This window comes from Haloplanus sp. XH21 (assembly GCF_023276355.1).
Lineage (GTDB): Archaea > Halobacteriota > Halobacteria > Halobacteriales > Haloferacaceae > Haloplanus > Haloplanus halobius.
The window spans coordinates 1-26,621 of record NZ_JALLPL010000001.1; the positions used below are offsets into that span (position 1 = coordinate 1).

Here is a 26,621-nt window from a genome sequence, read left to right on the forward strand (position 1 = left end):
CAGTGGGGCGACCTCCACGGCACGGAGTGGGAGGATATTCTGTACGTCGCGCGCGAAGAAGGACTCACGCCGGCGTTCGAGATCCCCGGCATCCGCGCGGAACCCGAGTTCATGGAGTTCTTGGACGAGGGCGCGGCCGACTTCTGTAACATCAACGAGTTCGAGATGTCCGACGGGAACTACCGCCGGATGCAGGAGCGCGGGTTCGAACTCAAGGAGGACCACATGAGCGCCGTCGAATCGCCCACCGAGGAGATCCTGGACGTGATGGGCGACCACGACAAGGTCTACTTCTGTACCTCCGTCTTCAAGGACGCGGCCCAGCACCGGCGGCGGCTGAAGCGGATGGCCCGGAAGATCCAGCGGGAGTTCGACGAGGTGACCGACGACGGCACCCTCGTCTACGGCAAGACGTGGGTGACCGAGGAGCGCCTGCGCAACCTCGGTATCCCCGAGGAGTATTACACCGTCAAATCCGACCACGTGGAACTCGCGTGGTGGCTCCTCGAGGAGATGGTCGACGAGGGCGACGTGCCGGAGGGCGAAATCGTCGAGCAGTACCCCACCGTCGACGGCACCGTTGTCGAGCGGACGCCGCTGGCGTAGGTTTATTCGGCGTGACGCCGCCGGAGAGACGCCAGTTTCGGACGGAACTTGTCGGTCGCCATGAGGTAGGCGAAGTAAAACGCCATCGCGCCCAGCAGGGCGATCCACGCCCCGAGTTTGGCGTTGCCGCTTTCGAACACGGCGATCGCGAACCGTTCGATGTAGAGGCCGGCGACGGAGAGGCCGAGGCTCCCGACACCGAACGCGAGGAGTTCGAAGAGTTCGGGCAGGAGTGCGAGCAGTTCCGAGGTCATGGTCGGCCGGAGGTCGCTTCGCGTTGTGGCTCTTTCGGTCGAGCGAAGCGGAATTCTCTTGGCGCGTCCCGCCGGACAGAGCTGTATTCATGACGGGACGATACGGCGACATCGACTACTCGAATTGGACGAAACGAGGAACGCTGCTCGGCCTGGGTCTGTTCGCCGTCGGTGCCCTCGGAGAGCTCACGGTCCACGCCGCGGGGCTGCAACTCCCGGCCTGGGAAGCCGCGCTCCTGTTCAACGCGGAGCTCATCGGCGTGTTGCTGTTTCTTGTCACGCCGCTCGTGTTCGGCGTGTTGCTCCCGCTGACGGAATAACACCGAGCGTTCGTCGCGGAACCGTTCCGCAAACACCTTATATGCCCATTACGCAACTTTCGACCGATCAGTAGTATGCCGAGACCAGAGGTTCTCGAACGGATCAAAGCGGCCGAGGAAGAGGCCGAAGAGATCGTCGAGGAAGCCAAGGCCGACCGGGAGGAACGGATCGCCGAGGCGCGGGAACGGGCCGACGAAATCCGCGCCGAAGCAGAGACCGAAGCCGACGAGATGGCCGAGCAGCGTCTCGACGAGGCCGAATCCGAGATCGAGGCCCGGGCGACCGAGATCCGCGAGGAGGGGCAGGCGTCCCGCGAGGAACTCATCGCCCAGGCCGAGGCCCAGATGGACGAGGCCGTCGAATACGCCATCGATCAGTTCGAGGAGGCGGTGCATGCTCAGACCTGAACGGATGAGCAAAGTGTCGGTGACGGGATCGAAGTCAGTCATGGACGACGTCATCGAGGCGGTCCACGACTGCAACCTCCTGCACGTCACCGAGTACGACGGGTCCTGGGAAGGGTTCGAACCGGGTAACCCGATCGACGGCGCCGAAGACGCCTCCGAGAAGCTCGTGACCGTCCGCTCCATCGAGAGCATCCTCGACGTCGAAGGGGAGGACGCCGGTCCGACGCGGATCGTCACGGACGAGGCCCTCGAGGAGGAACTCGAGGAGATCCGCACGCAGGTCAACGACCTCGAAGACCAGCACGACGAGATCCGGAGCGAACTCGGGACCGTCGAAGAGAAGATTTCGCCCGTCGAACCGTTCGCGACGCTCGGCATCGACCTCGACCTCCTGTCGGGGTACGACACGCTCGACGTGACGGTCGGCGAGGGCAAGGCCGACGCCGTCGAACGCGCGGTCGCGGACGCCGACGGTATCGACGCGTTCGAGGTGCTCGCTGAGGACGACGTGGTCGCCGTGTTCGCGCGGCCGGCGGAGGGCGCCGACGACCCGCTCGGCGACGCGCTGGTCGGTGTCGACTTCGCGGCCCTCGAGGTGCCCGACGCCGAGGGCTCGCCCGAAGAGTACGTCGCGGAACTCGAACAGCGCAAACAGCAACTCGAAGCGGAACTCCAGAGCGTCGAGGACGAACTCGAAGCGACGAAACTCGACGCCGCGGGCTTCCTGCTGGCCGCCGAGGAGAAGCTCTCTATCGACGTCCAGAAGCGCGAAGCACCGCTTTCCTTCGCGACGACGGCGAACGCGTTCGTCGCGGAAGGCTGGATTCCGACCGAGAAGTATTCGACGCTCGCCGAGACCGTCACGGACGCCGTCGGCGACCACGCCGAGGTCGAAGAGCTCGAGCAGGCGTCGTTCAAGTCCGACGGCACCGAACACCGAGAGGAGGTGCCCGCCGAGGCGACGGCGGCAGACGGCGGCGACGAGGCGGTGCGGGCCGACGGCGGCGACAACGTCGTCATGCGCGATGACTCCCCGCCCGTCGTCCAGGACAACCCCGGCCTCGTCAAACCGTTCGAAGTGCTCACCGAGGCCGTGAGCCGGCCCAAGTACGACGAGTTCGACCCGACGGTCGTCGTCTTCCTCACCTTCCCGGCCTTCTTCGGGTTCATGATCGGTGACCTGGGCTACGGCGCGCTCTACACCCTCATCGGCTACTTCCTCTACACCAACTTCGACAGTGAGGCGTTCAAGAGTATGGGCGGGGTCACCATCTTCGCCGGCCTGTTCACGATGCTCTTTGGCATCCTCTACGGCGAGATATTCGGGCTCCACCTCATCTCGACGTATCTCTGGGAAGGCCTTGTCGGCCTCGCGCACGCGCCGATGGAGAAGGGCCTCTCGCCGTCGGGGCAGTCCTACGCCCTGACGTGGCTCGTCGTGAGCATCCTGGTCGGCATCCTGCATCTCAACGTCGGCTACATCTTCGACTTCGTCGAGAACCTAGAACACCACGACCTCAAGCACGCGGTCACGGAGAGCGGCTCCTGGCTCCTCATGCTCAACGGCCTGTGGGTCGGCATCCTCTCGCCGGACGTCGTCAGCGTCACCCCCGAGTTCCTGTTCACCATCTTCGACGGCACGGGAGCCGCGCCGGAGGCGGGCGAGGCGATCCACGCCACCTACGCGCTCGGCTTCAACGGGTTCCCCGAAGCCCTCGGACTGCTCGGCATCGCCGCGTTCGCCGTCGGCCTGCTCCTGCTGGTCGTCGGCGAACCGGTCGAAGCCATCGAGTTCCTGAACGTGCTGGTGAACGCGCTGTCGTACACCCGGATCGCAGCGGTCCTGCTCGCGAAGGCAGGGATGGCCTTCACGGTCAACCTGCTCTTCTTCGGCGTGTACGTCACCGGCGACGGCTCGGACGCGGCCTATCACTTCGGTCTCGGCCACATGCCCGAAGTGGGGACGATGTACCACGGTTACGAGGTGACAGAGATCATGTTCGGCGGGCTGGTTCACTTCGGCCCGGCGATGCTGATCGTCGGCCTCCTCGTGCTCGTGCTCGGCCACGCGCTCGTCCTCGCGCTCGGCGTGACGAGCGCCGGTCTGCAGGCGGTGCGTCTCGAGTACGTCGAGTTCTTCGGCAAGTTCTACGGCGGCGGCGGGAAGGCGTACGAACCGTTCGGCTACGAACGGACGTACACCACCGACGAGTAACCCGCCGCAGCGGTTACGGACCGTTGTACGTCAGTTCCGGCGGTCGCGCCCCGGGTGACCGCCGAAAAACAGTTCCAGCGATCCGTCTCAGCGTTCACAGTCCATCCCGGTGAGCCGCCGCTATCGTGGCGATTCGGCAATTCTCACGACTCTTTTTGGGAAGGTTTATGATGGTCGTAGAGGCAACTACGCATTGTTCGGAGACATAAACGGACTCCACACCACTACACACAATGTACGAAATTGCAATGCAGCTGGCATCCGTTGTACTGCAGGGAGAAGGGGCAGCCGCACCGGCCATTCCGGCCTCGGCCGCCGCGGCACTCGCCGTCGGGCTCGCAGCGCTCGGCGCGGGCTACGCCGAGCGCGGGATCGGTGCGGCCGCCGTCGGCGCCGTCACCGAGGACGAGGACCTCTTCGTGCAGGGCCTGATTTTCACCGTCCTGCCGGAGACCCTGGTGATCCTCGCCCTGGTCGTCGTGTTCCTGGTCTGAACACCTCCTTCCCCTCTCATCATGAGTTTAGAAACAGTCGCCGAGGACATTCGAGACGAGGCCCGCGCGCGTGCGGAGGAAATCCGCGAAGAGGGCGAGAAGCGCGCCGCCGAGATAATCGAGGACGCCGAGGCCGACGCGGAAGAGATCCGCGAGGAGCGTGAGGCCGAGGTCGAGCGCGAAATCGAACAGCGGCGCGAGCAGACGATCTCGAGCGCGAAACTCGAGGCCAAGCAGGCCCGTCTGGAAGCCCGACGCGACGCACTCGAGAACGTGCGAGAGGAAGTCGAGACCGCGCTGACGGAGATCGACGGTGAGCGTCGTCGCTCGCTGACGAAGGCGCTGCTCGACGCCGCCGCCGAGGAGTTCGACGAGGGCGAATCGGTCTCGGTCCACGGACGGGCCGACGACCAGGAGCTGCTCGAAGACCTGCTCGAGGAGTACGACGGCTTCAGCGTCGCCGGGGAGTACGACTGCCTGGGCGGCGTCGTCGTCGAGAGCGAGGAGTCTCGCGTTCGCGTGAACAACACCTTCGACTCGCTTCTCGAGACGGTCTGGGAGAACAACTTGAAAGAACTGAGTAACCGACTGTTCGAGCAATGAGCGCAAGCCCCGGCAGTTCGAACCCGGAGTACGTCACGGCTCGCGTTCGGTCGCGCCGCGCGGCCCTGTTCAGCGACGACGACTACCGGAAACTGATCCGCATGGGGCCGTCGGAGATCGCTCGGTTCATGGAAGAGTCGGAGTACGAGCGCGAGATCAACGCGCTCGGCGCGCGATACTCGGGGGTCGACCTCATCGAGTACGCGCTCAACCGGAACCTCGCGAAACACTTCAACGACCTGCTGGACTGGGCCGACGGTCGGCTCTACGATCTGATCGCGCGCTACCTCCGGAAGTTCGACGCGTGGAACGTCAAGACGATCCTGCGTGGGATCTACTCCGACGCCCAGCGCGACGACGTCGAAACGGATCTCATCCGAGCCGGCGAGCTCTCCGATCGGTTGCTCGACCGGCTGCTCGACGCCGACACGATGGAGGAGGCCATCGACCTGCTCGACGGGACGATGTTCGCCGATCCGCTCCGTGATGCGCTCGAAGCGTTCGAGGAGGGCGGCGTGCTCGTGCCGCTGGAGAACGCGATCGATCGGGTCTTCTACGAGCAGTTGCTCGAAGACCTGGTCGTCAACGAGGCAACCGAAACCTACCACGAGTTCCTGCAGGCGGAGATCGACTTCCGGAACGCCCGGAACGCGCTCCGTCTGGCCCGGAGCGGCGCCGACGTCGACCCCTCGGAGTATTACATCGAGGGCGGCACGCTGTTCACGGCGAGTGAACTGAACGCGCTGGCGTCGAACCTCGACGAACTCGTCGCGACGATCCGCGACAGTCGCTACGGCGACAAACTCGACAGCGCGCTCGACGAGTTCGAACAGGCCGAGAGCCTCATCGCGTTCGAACGGGCGCTCGACGCCGCGCTGCTCGAGTATTCGGAGCGACTCGGCGTCGTCCACCCGTTGTCGGTGGCGCCGGTCATCTCCTATGTCCTCGCCAAGGAGCGCGAGGTCGACAACATCCGTGCCATCGCTCGGGGACGCGAGGCGGGGCTGAGCGAAGCGGAGATCGAAAGCGAACTGGTGATCCTATGAGCCAGGAAATCGCCGTCATCGGGAGCCCGGATTTCACGACGGGCTTTCGACTCGCTGGCGTGCGAAAGTTCGAGAACGTACCGGACGACGAAAAAGACGAGGACCTCGACGACGCCGTCATGCGGACGCTCGACGACGACAATGTCGGCATCGTCGTGATGCACGACGACGACATGTCGCATCTCTCCCGGGAGGCCCGGGAGGCCGTCGAGGGCAGCATCGAACCGGTGCTCGTCACCCTCGGTGGCGGTGCCGGCAGTGGCGGCCTGCGAGAGCAGATCAAGCGAGCCATCGGTATCGACCTGATGGAGGAAGACTAACATGAGTCAGGCAGACACGACCGTCCGAGAGGACGGCATCATCGACAGCGTGAGTGGTCCGGTCGTGACCGCCGTCGATCTCGACGCCCGAATGAACGACGTCGTCTACGTGGGCGACGAAGGGCTGATGGGCGAAGTCATCGAGATCGAAGGCGACATCACGACCATTCAGGTGTACGAAGAGACGTCGGGCGTCGCGCCCGGCGAACCGGTCGAGAACACGGGCGACCCGTTAACGGTCGACCTCGGACCGGGACTACTGGACACCATCTACGACGGCGTCCAGCGCCCGCTCGACGTGCTCCAAGAGAAGATGGACAGCGCCTTCCTCGACCGCGGGGTCGACGCCCCGGGAATCGACCTCGAGAAGGAGTGGGAGTTCACTCCCGAGGTCGAAGAGGGCGACGAAGTCGGTCGCGGGGGGATCATCGGAACCGTCCCCGAGACGGTGACCATCGAGCACAAAGTGCTCGTCCCGCCGGGCGCCCTCGACGAGGGCGAAACCGCCGAAGTCGTCGCTATCGAGTCCGGCGAGTTCACCGTCGAGGAGACGGTGGCCGAACTCGACAACGGCGAAGAGATCCGCATGCGCCAGGAGTGGCCGGTGCGCGAGGCGCGCCCCGCCGGCGAGAAGCAGACGCCGACGGAACCGCTCCTGACCGGGCAGCGGGTGCAGGACGGCTTGTTCCCCATCGCGAAAGGCGGGACGGCCGCGATTCCGGGGCCGTTCGGGTCCGGGAAGACCGTCACCCAGCAACAGCTCGCCAAGTGGTCCGACGCGGACATCGTCGTCTACATCGGCTGTGGCGAGCGCGGCAACGAGATGACCGAGGTCATCGAGGACTTCCCGGAACTGCCCGACCCGCAGACGGGGAACCCGCTGATGGCCCGGACGACGCTCATCGCCAACACGTCGAACATGCCCGTCGCGGCGCGTGAATCCTGCGTCTATACGGGCATCACCATCGCGGAGTACTACCGCGACATGGGGTACGACGTGGCGCTGATGGCCGACTCCACCTCGCGGTGGGCCGAGGCCATGCGCGAGATCAGTTCGCGACTCGAGGAGATGCCCGGCGAGGAGGGCTACCCGGCCTACCTCGCGGCGCGGCTCTCCCAGTTCTACGAGCGCGCGGGCTACTTCGACAACATCAACGGCACGGAAGGGTCGATTTCGGTCGTCGGCGCGGTCAGCCCGCCCGGCGGCGACTTCTCCGAGCCGGTGACGCAGAACACCCTCCGTATCGTGAAGACCTTCTGGGCGCTCGACGCCGACCTGGCCGAGCGCCGACACTTCCCCTCGATCAACTGGAACGAGTCGTACTCGCTCTATCGCGAGCAGCTCGACCCGTGGTTCGAGGACAACGTCGCGGAGGACTGGCCCGAGGTTCGCCAGTGGGCGATCGACGTGCTCGACGAGGAGGGCGAACTCCAAGAGATCGTCCAGCTCGTCGGCAAGGACGCGCTGCCGGAGGACCAGCAGTTGACCCTCGAGGTCGCGCGGTACATCCGCGAGGCGTGGCTCCAGCAGAACGCGTTCCACGACGTCGACACCTACTGTGAACCGGACAAGACGTACCTCATCCTCACGACGATCAAGACGTTCAACGACGAGGCGTTCGACGCGCTCGAGGCCGGTGTCCCGGTCGAGGAGATCACGGACATCGACGCCCTGCCGCGCATCAACCGCATCGGCGTGCAGGAGGAGTACGAGGAGTACATGGACGAATTGAAAGACGACATCACGGCACAGCTCCGGGAGCTGTACTGATCATGAAAGAGTACAAAACCATCACCGAGATCAGCGGCCCGCTGGTGTTCGCCGAGGTCGACAAACCCATCGGCTACGACGAGATGGTCGAAATCGAGACCGCCGACGGCGAAATCCGCCGTGGGCAGGTGCTCGAATCCGAGGACGGCCTAGTCGCCATCCAGGTGTTCGAAGGCACCTCGGGCATCGACAAGAACGCGTTCGTCCGCTTCCAGGGCGAGACGCTGAAGATGAAGCTCACCGAGGACCTCCTCGGACGCGTGCTGTCGGGGTCGGGCGAACCCATCGACGGTGGCCCGGCCATCGAACCCGAGGAACGGCGCGACATCGTCGGCGAGGCGATCAACCCCTACGCCCGCGAGTACCCCGAGGAGTTCATCCAGACCGGCGTCTCCGCCATCGACGGCATGAACACCCTCGTTCGGGGGCAGAAGCTCCCCATCTTCTCCGGCTCGGGGCTGCCCCACAGCGAGCTCGCACTGCAGATCGCGCGACAGGCGAGCGTGCCCGAAGAGGAAGAGGGCGGCGACGGCTCCGAGTTCGCCGTCGTCTTCGGGGCGATGGGCATCACCGCCGAAGAGGCCAACGAGTTCATGGACGACTTCGAGCGCACCGGCGCGCTCGAACGCTCGGTCGTCTTCATGAACCTCGCGGACGACCCCGCCGTCGAGCGGACGGTCACGCCGCGGATGGCGCTCACCACCGCCGAATACCTCGCCTTCGACAAGGATTACCACGTGCTGGTGATCCTGACGGACATGACCAACTACTGCGAGGCGCTCCGAGAGATCGGTGCCGCCCGCGAAGAGGTGCCGGGGCGCCGTGGCTACCCCGGGTACATGTACACTGACTTGGCCCAGCTCTACGAGCGCGCCGGCCGGATCCAGGGCCGTGACGGATCGGTCACGCAGATTCCGATCCTCACGATGCCCGGCGACGACGACACGCATCCGATCCCCGACCTGACGGGGTACATCACGGAGGGGCAGATCTACGTCGACCGCGACCTCAACAGTCAGGGCGTCCAGCCCCCGGTCAACGTGCTGCCCTCCCTCTCGCGGCTCATGGACGACGGCATCGGCGAAGGCCTCACCCGCGAGGACCACGCCGACGTCTCCGACCAGATGTACGCCGCGTACGCGGAGGGTGAGGACCTGCGCGACCTGGTGAACATCGTCGGTCGCGAGGCGCTGTCGGACCGTGACAACAAGTATCTCGACTTCGCGGACGACTTCGAGTCCGAGTTCGTCGATCAGGGCTTCGACACCAACCGCGACATCGACGAGACCCTCGACATCGGCTGGGACCTCCTCTCACAGCTGCCGAAAGAGGAGCTCAACCGGATCGACGAGGAGCTCATCGAGAAGTACTACCGCGAAGACGTCGCCGAAGAAGTCACCGCGGACTGATAGGGTTATCGTAACTGTCCCGAGATTCTCGCCGGGACGGTCCGGCGAGAATCTCTGCTGACTTCCGATAGTTCCTATGATGTCCGCACTCTCTTCCGCGGGGGAATCCCGCCTCTCTTTCCGCGCTGTCAACGGACTAGCGCCCGCACTGCGCACCTTCCAGCCGTCACCCACCGAGACCGGCCTGCGCGAACAGTAAAAGGTTAACAGGCTCGGTACACAACCGTCCGGTAATGGCCGAGGACGTCAAACCCACTCGCAAGAACCTCATGGCGATCGAGGACCGGATCGAACTCTCCGAGCGGGGGCACGACACGCTCGAACAGAAGCGAGACGGGCTCATCATGGAGTTCATGGACATCCTGGACCAGGCCCAGGACATCCGTGCGGATCTCGACGAGAACTACCAGACCGCCCAGCGCAAGATCAACATGGCGCGGGCGATGGAAGGCGACGTGGCCGTCCGCGGGGCGGCGGCGGCACTCAAAGAACATCCGGAGATCACGACCCAGTCGAAAAACATCATGGGCGTGGTCGTCCCCCAGATCGAGTCCTCGCGCGTGCGAAAGAGCCTCGATCAGCGGGGCTACGGCCTCCTCGGCTCGTCGGCCCGCATCGACGAGGCGGCCGACGCCTACGAGGAACTCCTCGAAACCATCATCCTCGCCGCCGAGGTGGAGACGGCGATGAAGAAGATGCTGAGCGAGATCGAGACCACCAAGCGCCGAGTCAACGCCCTGGAGTTCAAACTGCTGCCCGACCTCCACGAGAACAAGGAGTACATCGAGCAGAAACTCGAGGAGCAGGAGCGCGAGGAGATCTTCCGCCTGAAGAAGATCAAGGCCAAGAAGGAAGAAGAGGAGAAAGAAGAGGCCGAAGGGGAAGTGGAAACCGCCACGGCAGACGACTAGATGTCGTGTCCGGTCTGTGGTGGGCGCACCGTCTCTTTTGCCGTGCCGGCAGCGCTCCGATCGCACGCCCCCGAATCGGGGGCGGACGCCGCGCTCTGTACCACCTGTCTTCGAACGGTCCCAGCCGACGGCAGCGACGACGCGTCGCTCGACGCCGTCGCGCCGGCGTTTCCGACGGGGGAGGCAGGGGCGGCGCTCGCGCTTGCGCTCGGCCACCTCGACTCGCTCGCCCTGGAGCGTGACGCCATCGACGACTGCTGTTCGTACGCGGAGCGGGCGGGCACGGACGCGCTCTTGACGCTCGATCGGCTCGCGGACGAGCCGGATGTCGACCCACACTTCGATATCGACCGCCGGCGGCCGCAACTGGCCGAGATGCTGGAGTGACGCCTATCGCTCCCCGACCGAGGGGAGCGCCCGAAGCGAGAGCGGGCCACCGACGGCGACGACGCGGACGAACGCGAGGCCGACGAGGAGGAGGTTCCCCCAGAGACCGGGCTGGAGGATCAGGGCCGGCATCCACGCGGGCACAGTCTCGACGAGCGTCCGGAGGCCGTAGGAGTGGACCTGTAACAGGAGCAGGCCGACGAGCGGGAGCGCCGGTCGGCCGTCGACGCGGTCGAGTTCCGCCGCCACCAGCAGGACCACCGCGGGCAGAGCGGCGACGAAGTAGTAGGCGTACGTCAGCGGCGCGAGCAGGGGCACCGCGGCGAAGCCGAGCGCGGTGATCTCGCGGGTGATACGCGGGGCGGCGCGCAGGACGGCGCCGATGATCGCGAGACACGCGAGCAGCCGGATCGGGAGGCTGTACGGCACGCTGTACAGGGGGCGGTAGTACGGCGGGAGCCAGATTCGGGGCGACCGGGCGTTGCTCCCCTCCTCGATACCCCACGCGAGGACATCGAGATAGGCCAGATGCGGATCGGGGCCGAAGGCGAGCACCGAGAGTGCGAGGAGGGTGACACCCCCGGCGACGGCGCCGACGAACCGATCCCGGTTCGCGAGCAGATGGGCGCCGGCGGGGGCGTAGGGGAGTTTGATCAGGCCACAGCACGCGGTGAGCGCGCCGCTGGCGTACGCTCGCCCGCGAAACGAGGTCGACGCGGCGAAGGTGAGCAGCGCCCCGAGCGCAGCCGCAGTCTGCCCGAGTTTGACCGAGAGGAGGAGCGGCTGAAAACCGACGACGGCGGGGAGGAAGGCGAGGCGTTCGAGGGGGTGCACGGAGAGACCGAGTGCGGTCGCGAGGCGCTGGAGAGCGATCCAGAGGAGGACGACCGTACAGATCTGCCACGCGAGCGCGGCGTCGGCGAAGGGCAACGCGCGGGCGAACGGCGCGAACGCAAGGAGGACGATCGGCGGGTAGAGATAGCCGCCGTGGTAGCCGCCGCCCTCCTCGGCCTCGACGTAGATCGCGCCGTCGCCGAGCCAGCGGTCGACGGCGTTGGTGTACACGCCCCAGTCCCAGAAGCGGAAGGGCGGGGCGACATCGATGGCGCGGAGATACCAGTCGACGGCGGGGTAGGTGGCGAGCGCCGCGAACGTGAGGAGGGCAACGGCGACGAACGCGGGGCGGTCGTCACGGAGAGCGACCAGTCGGCGGAGGGCGGACATAGACGGTGATCGCACGCCGGCGGGTGAAAAAGTGTCCGGTTAGATTCCGGTGGAGTACCGCAGGATGCCGGCGACGCCGCCGAAGGCGTCGTAGAGCTGCTCGCCTTTCTCGAAGTCGGTGCTGATGAACTTCGTTTCGGTGCCGCGCTGTTCGGCGATGGCCATCAGGTGTTCGATGACGTCTTCGCGGTCTTTCACCTCGGCCTCGCTCCCGTCGGAACACTGGTGGTCGGGCGTGTCGCTCCGGCGGTCGACGACCTCGAACTCTTCGGTGCCGTCACAGTCGTAGATCACCACGTCCTCGCGGAGGTCCTCGCTGATGAGCAGGCGATCGACCGAGCCCATGACGAGGTTGCGCCGCGTCTGCTCGAAGCCGTAGGTGGCGAGGTCGCCGGAGTGCAGATTCTCGAAGAACTCCTCCATCTGCACCTTGTCCTTCATGATCTCCTGATCGGCGAGGACCTCCTGTGCCGCGTCGACCAGGTCGTAGAGACCCGACTCGTCGGTGTAGGACACGTCGAACTTACCGACGACGTGGTCCTGGAGTTCGTGGTGCAGGTAGTCGCCGTCGAGGAACTCGTCCTTGGTGGGCGAGGGGCCACCGACGAGGATACCGTCGAGCTCGTGGCGTTGGGCGACGAACAGATCATTGGCCATCTCCGCGACCTCCTGGTAGAAGTTGTCGATTGCTTCGAGACGGAGGCGGGCGAATCGCTGGGCGGACTGGCCACCTTTGCGCTGTTTGCCCGGGACGAGCGAGGAGGCGCTCTTGACCGGTTCGACGCGCTTGCCCTTGAGCCAGCCGACGTTGGCCTCGCGTCGGTCGAGGACGATGAGGCCGAACAGGCCCTTATCGGAGAGCATCTCCTCTAGCGGCTCGGTGAGGAAATCGGAGTCACAGTGGTAGCGGAAGGACTGGATGGGGTCGGGCGGGCTCTCCAGGACCTTCGTCACCATGTCGGTCTGGCCGCCGCCGGCGTCGACGGCGCCGCTGAAGATCACCAGGCCGTTATCGGGCGGATAGGTGTCGTAGTAGCGCAGGCGGTCCTTGATGCTGGTGAGTGCGTCCTGAACGTTCGTCCGGGTCTGCTTGGACTTGATATTACTCGCTTCAGAGTGTTCCTGCGTGACGTGGGCGACGACGGAAGAGATCTGCTTGTCCGGCGGGATGTAGATGGTAACGAGTTGGGTGCCGGAGCCCTCGTACTCCTTCAGATCCTCGATGACCTTCCGGAACTCGTACTTCCGACGGTCATCGTCGGCGTCCTGCGTGTCGGTACTCATTAGCGCCACTAGTTCCGTCGGCGCTAAGTAATCTTTGACTGGTGGTGTCTCAGGGGTAAAGTTATATGCGCGTCCCCGGACGTTTCTGACGACTTATGGGACGGGTGTACGCGGTCGCTAGCGGGAAAGGCGGCGTCGGGAAGACGACGACGGTCGCCAATCTCGGCGCCGTGCTCGCCGCAGGCGGTCACGAGACGGTCGTCGTGGACGCCGATCTCGGGATGGGGAACCTGAGCGGTGCTCTCGGTGTCGACCCCGAGGCGGGCCCGACCGTCAACGACGTCCTCGCGGGCGAGACGACGGTCGAGGCGGCCATGCGGGAGGGCCCAGCCGGCCTGTCGGTGCTCCCCGCGTCGAACGACCTGGACGACTTCGGACCGGCCGCTCCGGCGAATCTGGAGGCCCTGCTCGAATCGATAGACGCGACAGTCGTCCTGCTGGACACGTCGGCGGGGTTGAGCCACGACAGTGTCGAACCGCTCCGCGTCGCCGACGAGGTGCTGCTGGTGTCGACCCCCGAACAGGGGGCGATCGGTGATACGGTGAAGACCCGAGAGGTGGCCGAACGCATCGAGACGCCGGTGGCGGGCGCGGTGGTGACGCGAGCGACGGTCGACGTCGATCCGGACGCCCTCGCCGACCGACTCGGCGTCCCGGTCCGGGGGACGATCCCGGAGGACCCGTCGGTGGGCGTCGCCGCCGAGGCGGGCGAACCGCTGCTCACCAGCGCCCCCAACGCACCGGCGACGGCGGCCTACCGTCGCCTCGCGGCCGAACTGACTGGAGACGAGTCGCTCGAACCAGCAGAGAGTGACGAACCCGCAGGCGACGAAGAAGGTGGCGAATCCACGGAAGCCGATTCCGAGGCCGAGAGCACTGACGACACGGCAGAAGCCAGCGACGGGGATGATACCGACGGCGAAAGCGACCCCGAGGCCGAGAGTGACGACGAAGACGGGGGCGGTGGCTTCCTCCGCTGGCTGCTGCCCTGAACGGGAAGTTCTTTGAAGGAGCCACGACACGATCCACTATGGCAGAGTCGAACGCGATCCCGCGCTGGTGGATACTGCTGTTCCTACTGCTCGCGCTCGGCCTGGGCGCGTTCGCGGTGTCGGCCATCGGCGGGTCGCTGATCGCCAGTGTCGTCCTCCCGGTCTGATACGGAGCGCTGTAGCTGTTCGCCACGTCGACTGTCCGACTGGGCGGTCGTCGTGGAACCGACTTACAGTACTTCGTCTGAGACTCCACTGGCGTCACCGGTCGGATCCCATCACAATTTCGTTATGTATCTCATATTCGGTGTGCTTTTACGCCCGGACGACGAGGGATAGGTATGGCAGAGACCGTAGCGGCGTCGACCGTCGGCCACGACGAACTCGCCGCCCTGAAGCGGATCGCGCTGGACGGCGGGCTCACGGGCCGGCCGAAACTCTCGTGTTCCGGGTTGGCCGAGCGCCTGGACACGTCGGCCCAGACGGCCTCACGACGCCTCCAACGACTGGAAGACGGCGGCTTGCTCGACCGAGAGGTGCTGGCCGACGGGCAACGCGTCAGCGTCACGCAGGCCGGTGAGGCGGCCCTCCGCCGCGAATACGCCAGCTATCGACGCCTGTTCGAAGACGGCGACACCCTCTCGCTCGACGGGACGGTCACGAGCGGGATGGGGGAAGGAAAACATTACATCTCGCTGTCGGGGTATATGTCGCAGTTCCGGGAGCGGTTGGGCTACGAGCCCTACCCCGGCACGCTCAACGTCGAACTCACGGCCGAGAGCGTCCGGGAGCGAGGCGCCCTGGAGACGGCCGACATCGACGCGACGCCCATCGACGGCTGGGAGGACGACGACCGGACGTTCGGATCGGCGACGTGTTACGCCGCCCGCGTGGAGGCGGGCAGCGAGTCCTACGACGGCGCCCACATCATCGTCCCCGACCGCACCCACCACGACGCCACGCAACTCGAACTCATCGCCCCGGTGAAACTCCGAGGGGAACTCGGCCTTTCGGACGGCGACACGTTGACCGTTCACCTGGAGGCGCGGTGACGATGCAGGGGGAATCGACGGGGGCGCTGGACCGGGCCGTCGCCGCCTTCCGCGCCGGCGACCCGGTGCTGGTCCACGACGCCGCCGATCGGGAGGGCGAGACCGACCTCCTCTACCCCGCGGGTGCGGTGACAGCCGAGGCCGTGACGCGCCTGCGCAACGACGGCGGCGGCCTGATCTTCGTCGCCCTGACCGCCGCGGTGGCCGACCGGTTCGACCTCCCCTTCCTCCACGAGGCGATCGATCACCCGGCGAACGACCACACGGATCTCGGCTACGACGCCCACCCCTCGTTCTCGCTGACGGTCAACCACCGCGACGGCTTCACCGGCGTCACCGACGACGACCGCGCGCTGACCATCCGTCGGCTGGGCGAAGTGAGCGACGACGACACCTACGGCGTCGACGACTTCGCCGCCGAGTTCCGGACGCCCGGCCACGTCCACCTCCTGCGAGCGGCCGCGGGACTGCTCGACGAGCGTCACGGGCACACGGAACTCGGTCTCGCGCTCGCCCGCGAAGCGGGGGTCGCCCCCGCGGTCGCTGGCTGTGAGATGCTCGACGACGAAACGGGCGGCGCGCTCTCGACGGCCGACGCACGGGCCTACGCCGAGCGCCGCGACCTGCCCTTCGTCGAGGGCGCAGCGCTCGTCCGCGCGCTCTCCTAATCCTCCGGTTCGTACCCCGCGTAGATGCGGTCCATCCGCGCCGCCATCACGAAGTCCGTCTTGTGGAGGCCGTCGATTTTGTGCGTCCACATCTCCACCTCGACTTCGCCCCACGCGAGGGCGATGTCAGGGTGGTGCCACTCCTCCTCGGCGAGTTCGCCGATTTCGTAGGTGAACTCCAGCGCGTCGCGGAAGTCGTCGAAGTCGTACTCGCCGTGGAGGTGGTGATCGTCGACGACCGACCACACGTCGCCGCGGAGGTCGTCGAGATACGACGCGTACTCGCCGTTCGTGAGCGGTTCGTCGTCGCTGGTGCAGGCTTCGCATGGGTCGTCGGCAAGGGATGACATACGCGACGCTACGGCCGACGGCGTATTAGTCCTCGGCCATCGAGCCGAACACGTCGGCGGCGTCGGCGGGCACGTCGAAGTCGTGGTAATGCTCGCCTTTCTCCTTGCTCAGAATGTTGAGCGCGGCGGCCGCGCCGTCGCCGGCGGCGATGACGGCCTGCCACTCCTCGGCCCGACCCATCGCCCCCGTGGCGTAGGCGTCCTCGACGCTCGTCTCCATCTCGACGCTCACGTCCACGGTGCCGTCGTCGGTCATCTCACAGCCCAGATCCTCGGCGAGGCTCCGGTCGGCGCCCGTCGCCAGCACCAGGTAGTCGGCTTCGTGCTCGCCGTCCGCGGTCGTTACGGTGAACCCGTCGCCGTCGGCCGCGACGGCGGTCGCTTCCTCGCCCTGCCGGCGGTCGACGTCGAAGTCGTCCACCTGCTGACGAAGCACTCCCATGAACTCGCTGCCTCCGATGGAGCCGAGGCCGGGGTAGTTGAACAGGTGTGCCTTGTGCATCCACGTCTCGTCGGTGTCGAACACCGTGGCGTCGAGACCGTTCTTGGCTGCAAACAGTGCGGCACTCAGTCCGGCGGGACCGCCGCCGACGATAGCTACGGACGTCATACCTCACGTATCGGCACGGCGGCGGATAGGTCTACTGCTCCCCCGGATGCTCTTCCGCATCTGCGCCGTCGAGGCGCTCCTGCCACTCCCGAACCTGCGCCATGAGGTCGACCGGCGACGTCTCGGCGACGCTCGCGCGTTGCAGTTCCTCGAGCACCGACTCGGCGGCCGGGTCGAGCGCGGCGGCGGCCGACTCCCCGGCGTCCGTGTCGTCGGCGTCGGCCCCGTCACTCGCCCGGAACTCGCCGTCGTGCAGGTCGAAGACGGCCTGTTTCGTTTCGCCATCACCGGACCCGCGCGCCTCGATGGCGCGGTCCTCGCGAAGTCGGTCGAGGACGTCCCGGGACCGGTCGACGACGGGCGCGGGAACGCCGGCCAGGTCGGCGACGTGGACGCCGTAACTCCGGTCGGTCGGCCCCTCCTCGATGGTCCGGAGGAACGTGATGTCGCCGTCGTCACCGTCGTCGCCAGCGACGGCGACGTGGACGTTTTCGACCCGCGGGAGGTGGTCGGCCAGCGCCGTGAGTTCGTGGTAGTGGGTAGCGAACAGACACTTACAGCCGAGTTCGTTGTGGATGTACTCCGTCGTCGCCCACGCGATGGAGATGCCGTCGTAGGTCGCCGTCCCCCGCCCCACCTCGTCGAGGACGACCAGCGAGTCCTCGGTGGCCGAGTGGAGGATGTTGCTCAACTCCTGCATCTCGACCATGAACGTCGACCGCCCGCCCGCGAGTTCGTCGAGGGCGCCGACGCGGGTGTAGATACCGTCGACGATACCGACCGTCGCCGACCGCGCGGGGACGAAACTCCCCGCCTGCGCCAGCAGGACGATGAGCGCCGCCTGGCGCATGTACGTCGACTTCCCCGACATGTTGGGGCCGGTGACGAGCAGGAAGCCCCGGTCGTCGCCCAGTTCCACGTCGTTGGGCACGAAGTCCGTCGTCGTCTCCACGACGGGATGCCGACCGGCCTCGACGACGAGCGGCCCGGGGTCGACGACGGCCGGCCGCGTCCAGTCGTTGCTCGTAGCGTGGGTCGAAAGCGACGCCAGCGCGTCGACCGTCGCCAGCGTCCGCCCCACGTCCTGCAGGAGTTCGGCGTGGGCCGCCACGCGGTCACGCAGGTCACGGAAGAGGTCGTACTCCAGGTCGCCGCGGGCCTCCTCCAGTCGCAGGATTTCGCGTTCCCGTTCGTCAAGTTCGTCGGTGGTGTACCGGCGGGAGTTTTTCAGCGTCTTGATCTCGCGGTAGTCGTCCGGAACGGCGTCGGTTTCGGACTTCCCCACCTGGATGTAGTAGCCGTCGGTCTTGTTGCGGTCGACCTGCAGGTGGGTGATTCCCGTCCGCTCCTTCTCGCGGTCGGCGAGGCCGCCGAGCCACTCCCGGGCCTCCTCGTACTGGTCGAGCAGGCCGTCGAGTTCGTCGTCGTAGCCGCGGCGAAAGAGGCCGCCCTCCGTGACCGTCCCCGGCGGGTCCTCGGCGAGGGCGGCGTCGAGTTCCGCGCGCAAGTCGGCCGCCCGTTCTCGGTCGGGGCGGTCGACGATGGCCGAGAGCGGCGAGTCGGCGAGTCGAGAGTCGGTCACCGCGTCGACCAGCGCCGGCACCAGGCCGAGCGTCTCCCGGACCGCGATCAGGTCGTCGGCGTCGGCGCTCCCGCTCGTCGCTCGTGCCGCGAGGCGTTCGAGGTCGTAGGCGTCGTCGAGTATCTCCCGCACTCGGTCGCGGGCGAGGGCGGCGTCGGCGAAGGCCGCCACGCTGTCGAGGCGTCGGTCGATGACGGTCCGGTCGCGTCGAGGGCGGAGCAACCACTCGCGGAGGCGGCGGCGGCCGGCGCTGGTGACGGTGTGATCGACCGTCGCCAGGAGCGAGCCGTCCCGCTCGCCGTGCATCGTTTCCGTGAGTTCGAGGTTGCGCTGCGTGGTGGCGTCGAGATTCAGGTGGTCGCCGCCGTCGTAGGACTGGAGGCGCGTCATAGCTTCGAGGACGCCCGCACCCGTCTCCTCGACGTACGCAAGGACCGCGCCGGCCGCGGCGATACCTGCCCGGTCGTCGAGGCCGACGCTGTCGAGGGCGGCGTCGCCGAACTGATCACGGAGGGTGCGCTCGGCCCGGCCGGGGCCGAAGGCAGTGTCGTCGTGGTCGGTCACCGCCGCATCCGTGCGCTCCCGGATCCGGTCGCGGAAGTCGTCATCGAGGGTCGGCCCGGGAAGTATCTCGACGGGGTCGAACCGGTGGAGTTCGGCGCTCGCGTCGGTGGCCGAATCGGCCGTCGTCACGAGGAACTCGCCGGTCGTCACGTCGGCGAAGGCCAGGCCGTAGCGGTCGTCGACGACGGTGACGGCGGCCAGGAACTGCGCCGTCGGGTCGGTGGTCTCGAGCAGCGTCCCCGGCGTGACGACGCGCGTGATTTCGCGGGCGTGGCCGTCCGCGGTTTCGTACTGGTCGGCGACGGCGACGCGGTAGCCGCGTTCGACAAGCGCCTTCAGATACGGCGTCAGGTCGTCGACCGGTACCCCGGCCATCGGATACGTCGACCCGTGCGAGGATTTCTCCGAGACTTTCAGGTCGAGTTCGTCGCCGACGAACTCGGCGTCCTCTGCGAAGAATTCGTAGAAATCGCCGCACTGCATCGCCAGCAGATCGGCATCCGTCTCCGACTTCAGGGCGAGGAACTCCTCGACGATCCCATCGGCGGTCATACCCGGAGTCCGGCCGTCGGTGGCTAAAACGCTGTGGGTCTATATCTCTACTTCGTCCAGCAGCGTGAACACGCGGTCGCCGAGTTGCTCGGGCGTCTCGGCGACCACCTTCACGATGGCCTCCTTCCCGACATCGCCGCGGTCGAGCACGGCGACGGGGGTCTCTCCCGTCTCGTCGACGGCGCTTCCGAACGCGCGGCGGGCGCCCCATCCCATCGTGCCGCCCGCGGCGTCCTCGGGTTCGGCCGCGCGGTCGTACTCCGTGACGGGGCCGTCGAGGGCGGCCGTCGCGGCCTCCGTCTCGTCGTCGAACCGGCAGTTGACGGCAAACCGGAGGTCGGGGTCGAACTCACGGGCCGCGAGCAGGAAGCGGGCGACGTGACTCGACGCGCCGAGTCTGACGCCGCCGTTGGGAGCGACGCCAGAGAGCGTCCGGGTGATGCGCCCCTCGACGGCGGCCGTCTCGCCGACCGCCTCGGCGTAGGCCGTCGCGCCGACGACGTTCATCCCGACCTCGGGAACGAGTCGGGAGACGTCGCGGTCGACGAAGGCCTCGACGACCGTCGCCACGTCGGTCATCGTCCGGTGGCGGTCGGCGGCCTCGCGCAGGGCGGCGAGATGGTGGACCGATCCCGGCCCCGCGCCGACATCGAGACTGTACCGCACCGCCCGCTCCATGAACGCCGTGCCCGCCTCGACGGCGTAGCCGAGGGTTTCGCCGTGGGCCAGATGGCTCGCGATAGCGCTCGAAAGGGTACAGCCGGAGCCGTGGGTCGCGTCGGTGTCGATGCGCGCGTGTTCGAAGGTGCGAACGCGGGTGTCGACGCCAGCCTCGTCGTCCGTCTCGCTCACCAGCGTGTCCGTGACGGTGTCGCTACCGACGTGACCGCCTGTGACGAGGGCGGCGTCGGCGCCCATCTCCACCAGGGCTTCCCCGGCCGCGCGGGCGCGCTCTGGGTCGTCGGGGTCGATGCCCGTCAACACCGCCGCCTCGTCGGCGTTGGGCGTGACGAGTGTCGACGCCTCGATCAGCGAGGCGTAGGCGTCCTCGGCCGCCGGATCGAGCAGGCGGTCGCCGCTCGCGGCCACCATCACTGGATCGACGACGACCGGCGCGTCGACAGCGGCGAGACGGTCAGTGACGAGGTCGATAACAGGCTCGGTCGCGAGCATGCCCGTTTTCACCGCGCCGAGGTCGAAATCCGACGCGACGGCGTCGTACTGGGCACCGATCTCTTCGATCGGCAAGACGTGTGATCGGTCGACACCGAGGGTGTTCTGAGCCGTGACGGCCGTGACGACGGACGTGCCGAAGACGCCGTGGGCCCCCATCGTCTTGAGGTCGGCCTGGATCCCCGCCCCGCCCCCGGAGTCGCTGCCGGCGACGGTGAGCGCGACGGGCGGGGAGACGGGCGCACGACGGCGGCTCACAGGGTGTCCTCCTCGATCGGGTGCTGGCTCGGCGTCACTGACGAGTCCATGCGTACGCGTATTACGACCTGATATTTATCGGTGATGGACGGAGGGTGGGAGCGGTCGATCCAAGCGGCAAGACCTATCTACGACGGGAGGGAAACAATGGCCACGCAGATGTGGGAGCGCTCGTCCGGCCGCTTCGTCGCCATCGTCGCCGCCGTGTTGATCCTGTCGGCGGTCGTTCCGGGAGCTGGTGCCGTGCTGTCGACACCGGCGTCGTCGCCGGCACAGCTCGCGTCGGGACCGGTCCACCAGCAGGGGGTCGAAACCGACTCGGTTCGGCTCATCGTCTCGGTGCAGCCCGACGGCAGTTCGAACTGGACGGTCCAGTACTGGACGCGACTCGACGACGAGAACACCACCGACGCGTTCGAGTCGTTGCAGAGCGACATCGAGGCGAACCCGTCGAACTACTCCGACCGGTTCGCCACGCGGATGCGCTCGACGGTCAGTTCGGCCGAGAACGCGACGGGCCGGGAGATGAGCGCCAGCGAGTTCGACGTCCAGGCCGAGACGCGTACCCCGCCGCAGTACGGCGTCGTCACCTACACCTTCCAGTGGGATGGCTTCGCCGCAGTCCAGGACGACACCCTCCGGATCGGCGACGCCATCGAGGGCATCTTCCTCGATGACCGCACGCGCCTCGTCATCGAGTGGCCGAGCGGGTATACGCCGACCGAGGTACGGCCCGAACCCGACGAGCGGCGGTCCGAAGCCGTGGTCTGGCGTGGCGCCGAGACGAGTTTCGTCTCCGGTGAGCCGAGCGTCGTCCTCCAGCCGAGCGCTGCGGGCACGACGGTCGCCGGCGGCAACGGGGGCGGCGACACTACGACCCCGCCGTCCGACGACAGCGGGTCGGCACTCCCCCTGCTCGGGGCAGGACTCGCCATTGCGCTGCTCGTCACCGCGGCCTGGACCTATCGCGACCGCTTCCGCGGCGAGCGGAAGCAGGGAACTGCGGCTCCCTCGGCCGAGGGTCAGACGACCGCCACCGGGGGTGAGACCGCGGCCGAGGGTCAGACGACCGCCACCCGGGAGGACCTCCTGAGCAACGAGGAACGGGTCGTCCAGTTCGTCCGGGATCAGGGTGGTCGGGTGAAACAACAGGAGATCGTCGAGGCGTTCGACTGGACGGAGGCACGAACGAGTCAGATCGTCCGCGACCTGCGTGATGAGGGGAAACTCGAAGGGTTCCGTCTCGGCCGCGAGAACGTGCTGAAACTCCCCGACGAGGACGAGACGACCGACTGACCGTTCCGGCACCAAATCAGCGGGCGGTAGCCGGTCGCACCGGACCAAACCCCGTTTAATCCGGATTAATCGACCTTCAGGTTCGTCGTAGTTTATTGGGCTCACTCTCATAGCGAAAATCGAGATGAATCGAGAGGTTCCGGACGTCGTCGTGTTCGCGCTCGTCGTCGCCGTTGCGGTCGGGATGGTAGCGGCGCCGGTGTCGGCCCTGACGACGGATCGGGCGGGCGTGGCGCCGCAGACCACGGCGACAGCCGAAGCGGGAGGCAACGAGTCGGCCAGTAACGAGTCGCTCGCACCCGGTCAACGGCTGGCCGGCGTCGTCGGTGTGCAGGGCGCCGAAATCGACGGCGAACTCGAAGAACGGACGTTCGAGGCCCGCGTCTCGCGAGCGCGGTCGAACGCGTCGAAGGCGGCCGTCGTCGCGACGGAAGTCAACGACATCCGGGATCGGTTACAGACGCTCCGAGAGCGTCAGGAACGGCTCCGCGAGGCGTATCAGTCCGGGAATATTTCCACGGGAGAGTATCACGCCCGAATGGCGGTCACGAGCGCCGAACTCCGCACGGTTCGGAATCAGATCGATTCCAACGAACGGGTCGCCCGTGACCTCCCCGAGGCGGCGCTCGAAGCGCGAGGCGTGAACCGCACCGAACTCGATCGGTTGCGGAACGAAACGAACGAACTGCAGGGCCCAGAGGTCGCAGCGCTCGCCCGACAGATCGCCGGCCCGCCCGCCAATCGCGGCCCGCGAAACGCATCGGCGACGGCCGGCCAGTCCGAACGTCCTGCTGACATCCCGGTGAACGCCGGCCCGCCCGCGACTGCGCGCAACCAGTCGACCGACCGGTCTGCAAACGCGAGCAATCGATCAACACGTGGTCCACCCGCCGACGCGGGGACCCAGTCGGCCAACCGATCAACACGCGGGCCACCATCTGACGCCGGAGCCAACGAGACGGACGACACCCCAGGAAACGGCGCCGACGGCGACGGTGAGTCCGGCGACCGAGGAGCGAGCGACGGTGCCGACAGCGGGTCCGACGGTGCTGGTTCGGGAAATGGGAATAGCCCGGACGATCGAGGGAACGCCGACGACAGCGGCAACGCGGGCGGCGGTGGCTCGAATGACGGCGATAACGCCGGCAGTAGCGGCGATCCCAACGGCAACGGCAACGGCAACTCCGACAACGGCGACAGGTCGAACCGCGGTGGTGGACGCTAGTGGACTCGCCGCCACGGGTGTTGCTCGCGGACGACGAACCGGGGCTGCTCGACCTCTACAGCGCGTGGCTCGAGGGGATGGATGTCGAACTCGTCCGAGCCAGCTGCGGCGCGGAGGCGTTGTCGCACTGTGAGGACGGCGCCGTCGACGTGGCGATACTCGACCGGCATATGCCCCGGCTCTCGGGCGACGAAGTCCTCGAGACGCTGTGTGACCGGCAGACGCGTCCGCGGGTTGCCTTCGTGACGGCGGCGGAACCGGACGTTCGAATCGTCGAGCTGGAGATCGACGCCTACCTCACCAAACCGGTCGAATGCGAGGAGTTCGTCGGCCTCATTCGGGCACTCCTGCAGCGCGAGACGCTCTGTGAGGCGGTCGAGGGGTACGTCGTGAACCTCTCGAAGCGTGCCGCGTTGCTGGAGTCGAAGTCGTGCAGCATGCTGCGGAACGATCCGACGTACACGGCGTTCGAGGAAGAGCTCTCGCGGATGGCGAGCCAGCTCGACGGGCACCACGTCGACGACCCGTATCTCCGCCGACTCCGTCCCGACGGGAGCGATCCGAACCCCGCGGCCGATGCGCCGCCCTGATACGGCGTCGGAGTTACTCCGGTGGTCGCCGCCGCGGGCCGGGCCGGAGTCGCTGGTGAGTATCGTACATTTTTGTATGCGCCTCTCGATCCACCGAGCATGTCGTACGACATCTCGCTCATCCCGGGCGACGGGATCGGACCGGCGGTCGTAGAGGCCACCCTGCCCGTACTGGAAGACGCCGCGGTAGCCCACGGCTTCGACATCGAAACCACCCGCTACGACTGGGGCACCGACCGCTATCTCGCCGACGGAGCGATGATGCCCGAGGACGGCCTGGACGAACTGCGGCGTGCCGATGCCATTCTGCTCGGCGCAGTGGGGCACCCCGACGTGCCGGACCACGTCACGCTCAACGGGCTCCTCTTGCCGATCCGCAAGGGCTTCGATCAGTCGGTCTGTAAGCGACCGGCCGTGCTGTTCGAGGGTGTCGAGAGCCCCCTTCAGGACTACTCCGGCGGCGACATCGACATCCTGGTGTTCCGAGAGAACACCGAGGGCGAGTACGCCAACGTGGGCGGGCGCGAGCACAAAGGATTCGACAACGAGGTGGCGGTTCAGAGCGCGGTGTTCACCCGCCGCGGCACCGAGCGCGTCGTCCGGGCGGCGTTCGAGGCCGCGAGCGAACGCGACGGGCACCTCACGAACATCACCAAGTCCAACGCGCAAGCCCACAGCATGGTCTTCTGGGACGACATCGTGCGGGAGGTGAGCGTGGAGTACCCCGACGTAGAGGTGGAACGCCTGCTGGTCGACGCCGCGAGCATGGACTTCATCCGCCGGCCCGACGAGTTCGACGTCGTCGTCTGTTCGAACCTCTTCGGCGACATCCTCACCGACATCGGCGCCATCGTCACGGGGAGCATGGGGCTTGCGCCGTCGGCGAACATCGATCCCGGCGGCGACCACCCGGCGCTGTTCGAACCTGTCCACGGCAGCGCCTTCGACATCACGGGCGAGGGCGTCGCCAACCCGCTGGCGACGGTGCTCTCTGGGTCGCTCATGTTCGACGAACTGGGTGAACCCGCGGCCGCGGAGGCGCTGTGGGACGCCGTTGCCGAACAGCTGGCCGACGGCGACGCGCCCCGAACGCCGGATCTGGGCGGCGAGTCGACGACAGAAGCCGTCGCGGCTGACCTCCGTACGCGACTCTAACTACCGCTCGCCCGGAATCGCGCCGTCGGCGCGCATCGCCGCAATCTCGTCCTCGCTGTAGCCGAGTTCGCCGAGGATCGCCTCCGTATCTTCGCCGAGCAGCGGCGGCGCGCCCGAGAAGCCCGCCTCGGCGTGTTCGTAGTTGAGCGGATGCTCGATGACGGGGACGGTGCCGAGCGCGGGGTGTTCGATCTCGCGGATCACGTCGCGGGCCGCCGTCTGCTCGTTGTCGAGGGCGGTCGGCACGTCATAGAGCGGCGCGACGGGCAGGCCGTGTTCCTCCGCGAGCAGGTCGACCCACTCCTCGGTCGGCCGGTCGCGGAACACGGCTTCGAGTTCCGCTTCGAGTTCGTCCATGTGCTCCACCCGGTCGGGGTTGGACTCGAAGCGGTCGTCCTCGAGGAGGTCCTCGCGGTCGATCGCCACGCAGAGTTCTTCCCAGAGTTTCTGGTTGCCACAGCCGACGTTGAGGTAGCCGTCGGCCGTCGAGAACGACTGATACGGCGCGAGCACGGGGTCTTTGGTTCCCATGCGCTCGGGCTCTTCGCCGACGAACGCCTTGCCGGCCTGTTTGGTGAGCCACGGGAGCGAGGCGTCGTGCATCCCGATCTCGATTCGGTCGCCCTCGCCGGTGAGTTCTCGCCGAAACAGCGATCCGACGATGCCGAAGGCCGCCCACATCGCCGTAATGAGGTCGGTCTGGGGAAGCCCGACTTTCACGGGGTCGCCGTCCTCCGGTCCCGTGACCGACATGATGCCGCTCGTTCCCTGCACGAGCAGGTCGTAGCCGGGGCGGTCACTCCAGGGACCCGTCTCGCCGAACGCCGAGATGGAGCAGTAGACGATGTCCTCGTTCACCTCGCGGAGGTCGCCGTAGCCGACATCGAGGCGCTCTGCCGTGCCGGGGCGGAAGTTCTCGACGACCACGTCGGCCTCCGCGACCAGGTCGTACAGCGCCTCCAATCCGGCCTCGGTCTTGAGGTTGAACTCCACGCTCAGCTTGTCGTAGTTGATCGTCCAGAAGTAGGGCGACTCGCCGTTCTCGGCGGCCGTCTTTCCCGGGCCGTCGTAGTCGGGGTTCGGTTCGACGAAGGGCGGTCCAGAGTGGCGGTTGTCGTCGCCGACGTTCGGGCGCTCGACCTTGATGACCTCCGCGCCCTGGTTGGCGAGCATCAGCGTCGCGAACCCGCCGGTGACGAACGTCGTCAGATCGACAACTGTGATATCTTCGAGAATGCGGTCGGCAACGTCGTCGTCAGTCTCGTCCATACACCGCCACTGGTTAGCCCCCGCTAAAATCCT

Annotated in this window: 28 protein-coding genes; 20 read left to right on the plus strand and 8 right to left on the minus strand. The window is 66.9% G+C overall.

Annotated elements, in window-relative coordinates:
* The coding region (locus MXB53_RS00005; RefSeq protein ID WP_486606371.1) for a DUF8061 domain-containing protein at nucleotides 1–606 on the plus strand (606 nt) is incomplete at its 5' end.
* A gap of 2 nt (nucleotides 607–608) precedes the next feature.
* Here the strand turns inward: MXB53_RS00005 and MXB53_RS00010 are convergent.
* Nucleotides 609–860 carry a DUF8151 family protein gene (locus MXB53_RS00010; RefSeq protein ID WP_248895167.1) on the minus strand — a complete coding sequence of 84 codons (252 nt, stop codon included), beginning with the start codon at nucleotides 858–860 and terminating at the stop codon, nucleotides 609–611.
* A gap of 89 nt (nucleotides 861–949) precedes the next feature.
* Between MXB53_RS00010 and MXB53_RS00015 the strand changes: the two genes are divergently transcribed.
* The 11 genes from MXB53_RS00015 (at nucleotide 950) to MXB53_RS00065 (ending at nucleotide 10,744) form a co-directional block, all read left to right on the plus strand.
* Nucleotides 950–1,180 carry a DUF7860 family protein gene (locus tag MXB53_RS00015; RefSeq protein WP_248895168.1) on the plus strand — a complete coding sequence of 77 codons (231 nt, stop codon included), beginning with the start codon at nucleotides 950–952 and terminating at the stop codon, nucleotides 1,178–1,180.
* 75 nt (nucleotides 1,181–1,255) lie between these two features.
* Nucleotides 1,256–1,588, plus strand: coding sequence for an ATP synthase archaeal subunit H (gene ahaH / locus MXB53_RS00020; protein WP_248895169.1), 333 nt, complete (start codon nucleotides 1,256–1,258; stop codon nucleotides 1,586–1,588).
* A complete protein-coding gene (locus MXB53_RS00025; protein ID WP_248895170.1) occupies nucleotides 1,575–3,803 on the plus strand; it encodes a V-type ATP synthase subunit I in 2,229 nt (742 codons plus the stop codon). The genes ahaH and MXB53_RS00025 overlap by 14 nt, the downstream gene beginning before the upstream one ends.
* 233 nt (nucleotides 3,804–4,036) lie before the next feature.
* Nucleotides 4,037–4,297, plus strand: a complete 261-nt coding sequence (locus MXB53_RS00030) for a F0F1 ATP synthase subunit C (protein ID WP_248895171.1) — start codon at nucleotides 4,037–4,039, stop codon at nucleotides 4,295–4,297.
* A 21-nt stretch (nucleotides 4,298–4,318) separates the two neighbouring features.
* Nucleotides 4,319–4,900, plus strand: a complete 582-nt coding sequence (locus MXB53_RS00035) for a V-type ATP synthase subunit E (protein WP_248895172.1) — start codon at nucleotides 4,319–4,321, stop codon at nucleotides 4,898–4,900.
* Entirely contained in the window at nucleotides 4,897–5,946 is a 1,050-nt protein-coding gene (locus MXB53_RS00040; protein ID WP_248895173.1) for a V-type ATP synthase subunit C, read from the plus strand. Before MXB53_RS00035 ends, MXB53_RS00040 begins: the two co-directional genes overlap by 4 nt.
* Complete coding sequence (locus MXB53_RS00045; RefSeq protein WP_248895174.1) at nucleotides 5,943–6,266, plus strand: V-type ATP synthase subunit F; 324 nt, start codon at nucleotides 5,943–5,945, stop codon at nucleotides 6,264–6,266. The genes MXB53_RS00040 and MXB53_RS00045 overlap by 4 nt, the downstream gene beginning before the upstream one ends.
* A 1-nt stretch (nucleotide 6,267) precedes the next feature.
* Nucleotides 6,268–8,037, plus strand: coding sequence for an ATP synthase subunit A (locus tag MXB53_RS00050; RefSeq protein WP_248895175.1), 1,770 nt, complete (start codon nucleotides 6,268–6,270; stop codon nucleotides 8,035–8,037).
* Between the two features lie 2 nt (nucleotides 8,038–8,039).
* Entirely contained in the window at nucleotides 8,040–9,446 is a 1,407-nt protein-coding gene (locus tag MXB53_RS00055) for an ATP synthase subunit B (protein ID WP_248895176.1), read from the plus strand.
* A gap of 233 nt (nucleotides 9,447–9,679) precedes the next feature.
* Nucleotides 9,680–10,357 carry a V-type ATP synthase subunit D gene (locus MXB53_RS00060; RefSeq protein WP_248895177.1) on the plus strand — a complete coding sequence of 226 codons (678 nt, stop codon included), beginning with the start codon at nucleotides 9,680–9,682 and terminating at the stop codon, nucleotides 10,355–10,357.
* Nucleotides 10,358–10,744: a DUF6276 family protein gene (locus tag MXB53_RS00065; RefSeq protein WP_248895178.1), complete on the plus strand. Its 387-nt coding sequence runs from the start codon at nucleotides 10,358–10,360 to the stop codon at nucleotides 10,742–10,744.
* A 3-nt stretch (nucleotides 10,745–10,747) separates the two neighbouring features.
* Here the strand turns inward: MXB53_RS00065 and MXB53_RS00070 are convergent, their stop codons facing one another.
* Complete coding sequence (locus MXB53_RS00070) at nucleotides 10,748–11,968, minus strand: glycosyltransferase family 87 protein (protein WP_248895179.1); 1,221 nt, start codon at nucleotides 11,966–11,968, stop codon at nucleotides 10,748–10,750.
* A gap of 39 nt (nucleotides 11,969–12,007) precedes the next feature.
* Nucleotides 12,008–13,252: a peptide chain release factor aRF-1 gene (gene prf1, locus MXB53_RS00075; RefSeq protein ID WP_248895180.1), complete on the minus strand. Its 1,245-nt coding sequence runs from the start codon at nucleotides 13,250–13,252 to the stop codon at nucleotides 12,008–12,010.
* Between the two features lie 95 nt (nucleotides 13,253–13,347).
* Between prf1 and MXB53_RS00080 the strand changes: the two genes are divergently transcribed.
* The 4 genes from MXB53_RS00080 (at nucleotide 13,348) to ribB (ending at nucleotide 15,964) form a co-directional block, all read left to right on the plus strand.
* Nucleotides 13,348–14,244, plus strand: coding sequence for a nucleotide-binding protein (locus MXB53_RS00080; RefSeq protein WP_248895181.1), 897 nt, complete (start codon nucleotides 13,348–13,350; stop codon nucleotides 14,242–14,244).
* A gap of 38 nt (nucleotides 14,245–14,282) precedes the next feature.
* Complete coding sequence (locus MXB53_RS15550) at nucleotides 14,283–14,411, plus strand: hypothetical protein (RefSeq protein WP_283102212.1); 129 nt, start codon at nucleotides 14,283–14,285, stop codon at nucleotides 14,409–14,411.
* 174 nt (nucleotides 14,412–14,585) lie between these two features.
* Nucleotides 14,586–15,296 carry a CTP-dependent riboflavin kinase gene (locus tag MXB53_RS00085; protein WP_248895182.1) on the plus strand — a complete coding sequence of 237 codons (711 nt, stop codon included), beginning with the start codon at nucleotides 14,586–14,588 and terminating at the stop codon, nucleotides 15,294–15,296.
* A 2-nt stretch (nucleotides 15,297–15,298) separates the two neighbouring features.
* Nucleotides 15,299–15,964 (plus strand): 3,4-dihydroxy-2-butanone-4-phosphate synthase, encoded by a 666-nt coding sequence (gene ribB, locus MXB53_RS00090; RefSeq protein ID WP_248895183.1) that lies wholly within the window; start codon nucleotides 15,299–15,301, stop codon nucleotides 15,962–15,964.
* On the opposite strand, the gene MXB53_RS00095 is transcribed toward ribB, so the two are convergent.
* The 4 genes from MXB53_RS00095 to thiD are packed head-to-tail and all read right to left on the minus strand — an operon-like array spanning nucleotide 15,961 to nucleotide 21,053.
* On the minus strand, nucleotides 15,961–16,314 hold the full coding sequence (locus MXB53_RS00095; protein ID WP_248895184.1) for a 4a-hydroxytetrahydrobiopterin dehydratase: 354 nt from the start codon (nucleotides 16,312–16,314) through the stop codon (nucleotides 15,961–15,963). The two genes, ribB and MXB53_RS00095, sit on opposite strands and share 4 nt — an antisense overlap.
* A 25-nt stretch (nucleotides 16,315–16,339) precedes the next feature.
* Nucleotides 16,340–16,924 (minus strand): NAD(P)/FAD-dependent oxidoreductase, encoded by a 585-nt coding sequence (locus tag MXB53_RS00100; RefSeq protein WP_248895185.1) that lies wholly within the window; start codon nucleotides 16,922–16,924, stop codon nucleotides 16,340–16,342.
* Between the two features lie 31 nt (nucleotides 16,925–16,955).
* Entirely contained in the window at nucleotides 16,956–19,622 is a 2,667-nt protein-coding gene (mutS, locus tag MXB53_RS00105; RefSeq protein WP_248895186.1) for a DNA mismatch repair protein MutS, read from the minus strand.
* 39 nt (nucleotides 19,623–19,661) lie between these two features.
* Nucleotides 19,662–21,053, minus strand: a complete 1,392-nt coding sequence (thiD, locus tag MXB53_RS15720) for a bifunctional hydroxymethylpyrimidine kinase/phosphomethylpyrimidine kinase (RefSeq protein ID WP_248895187.1) — start codon at nucleotides 21,051–21,053, stop codon at nucleotides 19,662–19,664.
* Nucleotides 21,054–21,200: 147 nt separating this feature from the next.
* Here thiD and MXB53_RS00115 point away from each other — a divergent pair, with 147 nt between their 5' ends.
* The 4 genes from MXB53_RS00115 to MXB53_RS00130 all read left to right on the plus strand — a co-directional run bounded on the left by MXB53_RS00115 (nucleotide 21,201) and on the right by MXB53_RS00130 (nucleotide 25,319).
* Nucleotides 21,201–22,349 carry a helix-turn-helix transcriptional regulator gene (locus tag MXB53_RS00115; protein ID WP_248895188.1) on the plus strand — a complete coding sequence of 383 codons (1,149 nt, stop codon included), beginning with the start codon at nucleotides 21,201–21,203 and terminating at the stop codon, nucleotides 22,347–22,349.
* A gap of 124 nt (nucleotides 22,350–22,473) precedes the next feature.
* Nucleotides 22,474–23,574 carry a DUF7096 domain-containing protein gene (locus MXB53_RS00120; RefSeq protein ID WP_248895189.1) on the plus strand — a complete coding sequence of 367 codons (1,101 nt, stop codon included), beginning with the start codon at nucleotides 22,474–22,476 and terminating at the stop codon, nucleotides 23,572–23,574.
* Nucleotides 23,574–24,164, plus strand: coding sequence for a response regulator transcription factor (locus tag MXB53_RS00125; protein ID WP_248895190.1), 591 nt, complete (start codon nucleotides 23,574–23,576; stop codon nucleotides 24,162–24,164). Before MXB53_RS00120 ends, MXB53_RS00125 begins: the two co-directional genes overlap by 1 nt.
* Nucleotides 24,165–24,263: 99 nt before the next feature.
* Nucleotides 24,264–25,319 (plus strand): isocitrate/isopropylmalate dehydrogenase family protein, encoded by a 1,056-nt coding sequence (locus MXB53_RS00130; protein ID WP_248895191.1) that lies wholly within the window; start codon nucleotides 24,264–24,266, stop codon nucleotides 25,317–25,319.
* Here the strand turns inward: MXB53_RS00130 and MXB53_RS00135 are convergent, their stop codons facing one another.
* Nucleotides 25,320–26,588 (minus strand): CaiB/BaiF CoA transferase family protein, encoded by a 1,269-nt coding sequence (locus tag MXB53_RS00135; protein WP_248895192.1) that lies wholly within the window; start codon nucleotides 26,586–26,588, stop codon nucleotides 25,320–25,322.
* Between the last annotated feature and the right edge of the window lie 33 nt (nucleotides 26,589–26,621).

Excerpts from the sequence above, each read along its gene's own strand:
- MXB53_RS00130 (WP_248895191.1), top strand. The coding sequence starts at position 24,264 with ATGTCGTACGACATCTCGCTCATCCCGGGCGACGGGATCGGACCGGCG.
- MXB53_RS00080 (WP_248895181.1), top strand. The coding sequence starts at position 13,348 with ATGGGACGGGTGTACGCGGTCGCTAGCGGGAAAGGCGGCGTCGGGAAG.
- MXB53_RS00045 (WP_248895174.1), top strand. The coding sequence starts at position 5,943 with ATGAGCCAGGAAATCGCCGTCATCGGGAGCCCGGATTTCACGACGGGC.
- MXB53_RS00060 (WP_248895177.1), top strand. The coding sequence starts at position 9,680 with ATGGCCGAGGACGTCAAACCCACTCGCAAGAACCTCATGGCGATCGAG.
- MXB53_RS00055 (WP_248895176.1), top strand. The coding sequence starts at position 8,040 with ATGAAAGAGTACAAAACCATCACCGAGATCAGCGGCCCGCTGGTGTTC.
- MXB53_RS00135 (WP_248895192.1), bottom strand. The coding sequence starts at position 26,588 with ATGGACGAGACTGACGACGACGTTGCCGACCGCATTCTCGAAGATATC.
- MXB53_RS00095 (WP_248895184.1), bottom strand. The coding sequence starts at position 16,314 with ATGTCATCCCTTGCCGACGACCCATGCGAAGCCTGCACCAGCGACGAC.
- MXB53_RS00070 (WP_248895179.1), bottom strand. The coding sequence starts at position 11,968 with ATGTCCGCCCTCCGCCGACTGGTCGCTCTCCGTGACGACCGCCCCGCG.
- ahaH (WP_248895169.1), top strand. The coding sequence starts at position 1,256 with ATGCCGAGACCAGAGGTTCTCGAACGGATCAAAGCGGCCGAGGAAGAG.
- ribB (WP_248895183.1), top strand. The coding sequence starts at position 15,299 with ATGCAGGGGGAATCGACGGGGGCGCTGGACCGGGCCGTCGCCGCCTTC.
- MXB53_RS00040 (WP_248895173.1), top strand. The coding sequence starts at position 4,897 with ATGAGCGCAAGCCCCGGCAGTTCGAACCCGGAGTACGTCACGGCTCGC.
- MXB53_RS00115 (WP_248895188.1), top strand. The coding sequence starts at position 21,201 with ATGGCCACGCAGATGTGGGAGCGCTCGTCCGGCCGCTTCGTCGCCATC.
- MXB53_RS00025 (WP_248895170.1), top strand. The coding sequence starts at position 1,575 with ATGCTCAGACCTGAACGGATGAGCAAAGTGTCGGTGACGGGATCGAAG.
- MXB53_RS00030 (WP_248895171.1), top strand. The coding sequence starts at position 4,037 with ATGTACGAAATTGCAATGCAGCTGGCATCCGTTGTACTGCAGGGAGAA.
- prf1 (WP_248895180.1), bottom strand. The coding sequence starts at position 13,252 with ATGAGTACCGACACGCAGGACGCCGACGATGACCGTCGGAAGTACGAG.
- MXB53_RS00120 (WP_248895189.1), top strand. The coding sequence starts at position 22,474 with ATGAATCGAGAGGTTCCGGACGTCGTCGTGTTCGCGCTCGTCGTCGCC.
- mutS (WP_248895186.1), bottom strand. The coding sequence starts at position 19,622 with ATGACCGCCGATGGGATCGTCGAGGAGTTCCTCGCCCTGAAGTCGGAG.
- MXB53_RS00065 (WP_248895178.1), top strand. The coding sequence starts at position 10,358 with ATGTCGTGTCCGGTCTGTGGTGGGCGCACCGTCTCTTTTGCCGTGCCG.
- MXB53_RS00050 (WP_248895175.1), top strand. The coding sequence starts at position 6,268 with ATGAGTCAGGCAGACACGACCGTCCGAGAGGACGGCATCATCGACAGC.
- MXB53_RS15550 (WP_283102212.1), top strand. The coding sequence starts at position 14,283 with ATGGCAGAGTCGAACGCGATCCCGCGCTGGTGGATACTGCTGTTCCTA.
- MXB53_RS00085 (WP_248895182.1), top strand. The coding sequence starts at position 14,586 with ATGGCAGAGACCGTAGCGGCGTCGACCGTCGGCCACGACGAACTCGCC.
- MXB53_RS00035 (WP_248895172.1), top strand. The coding sequence starts at position 4,319 with ATGAGTTTAGAAACAGTCGCCGAGGACATTCGAGACGAGGCCCGCGCG.
- MXB53_RS00015 (WP_248895168.1), top strand. The coding sequence starts at position 950 with ATGACGGGACGATACGGCGACATCGACTACTCGAATTGGACGAAACGA.
- MXB53_RS00010 (WP_248895167.1), bottom strand. The coding sequence starts at position 860 with ATGACCTCGGAACTGCTCGCACTCCTGCCCGAACTCTTCGAACTCCTC.
- MXB53_RS00100 (WP_248895185.1), bottom strand. The coding sequence starts at position 16,924 with ATGACGTCCGTAGCTATCGTCGGCGGCGGTCCCGCCGGACTGAGTGCC.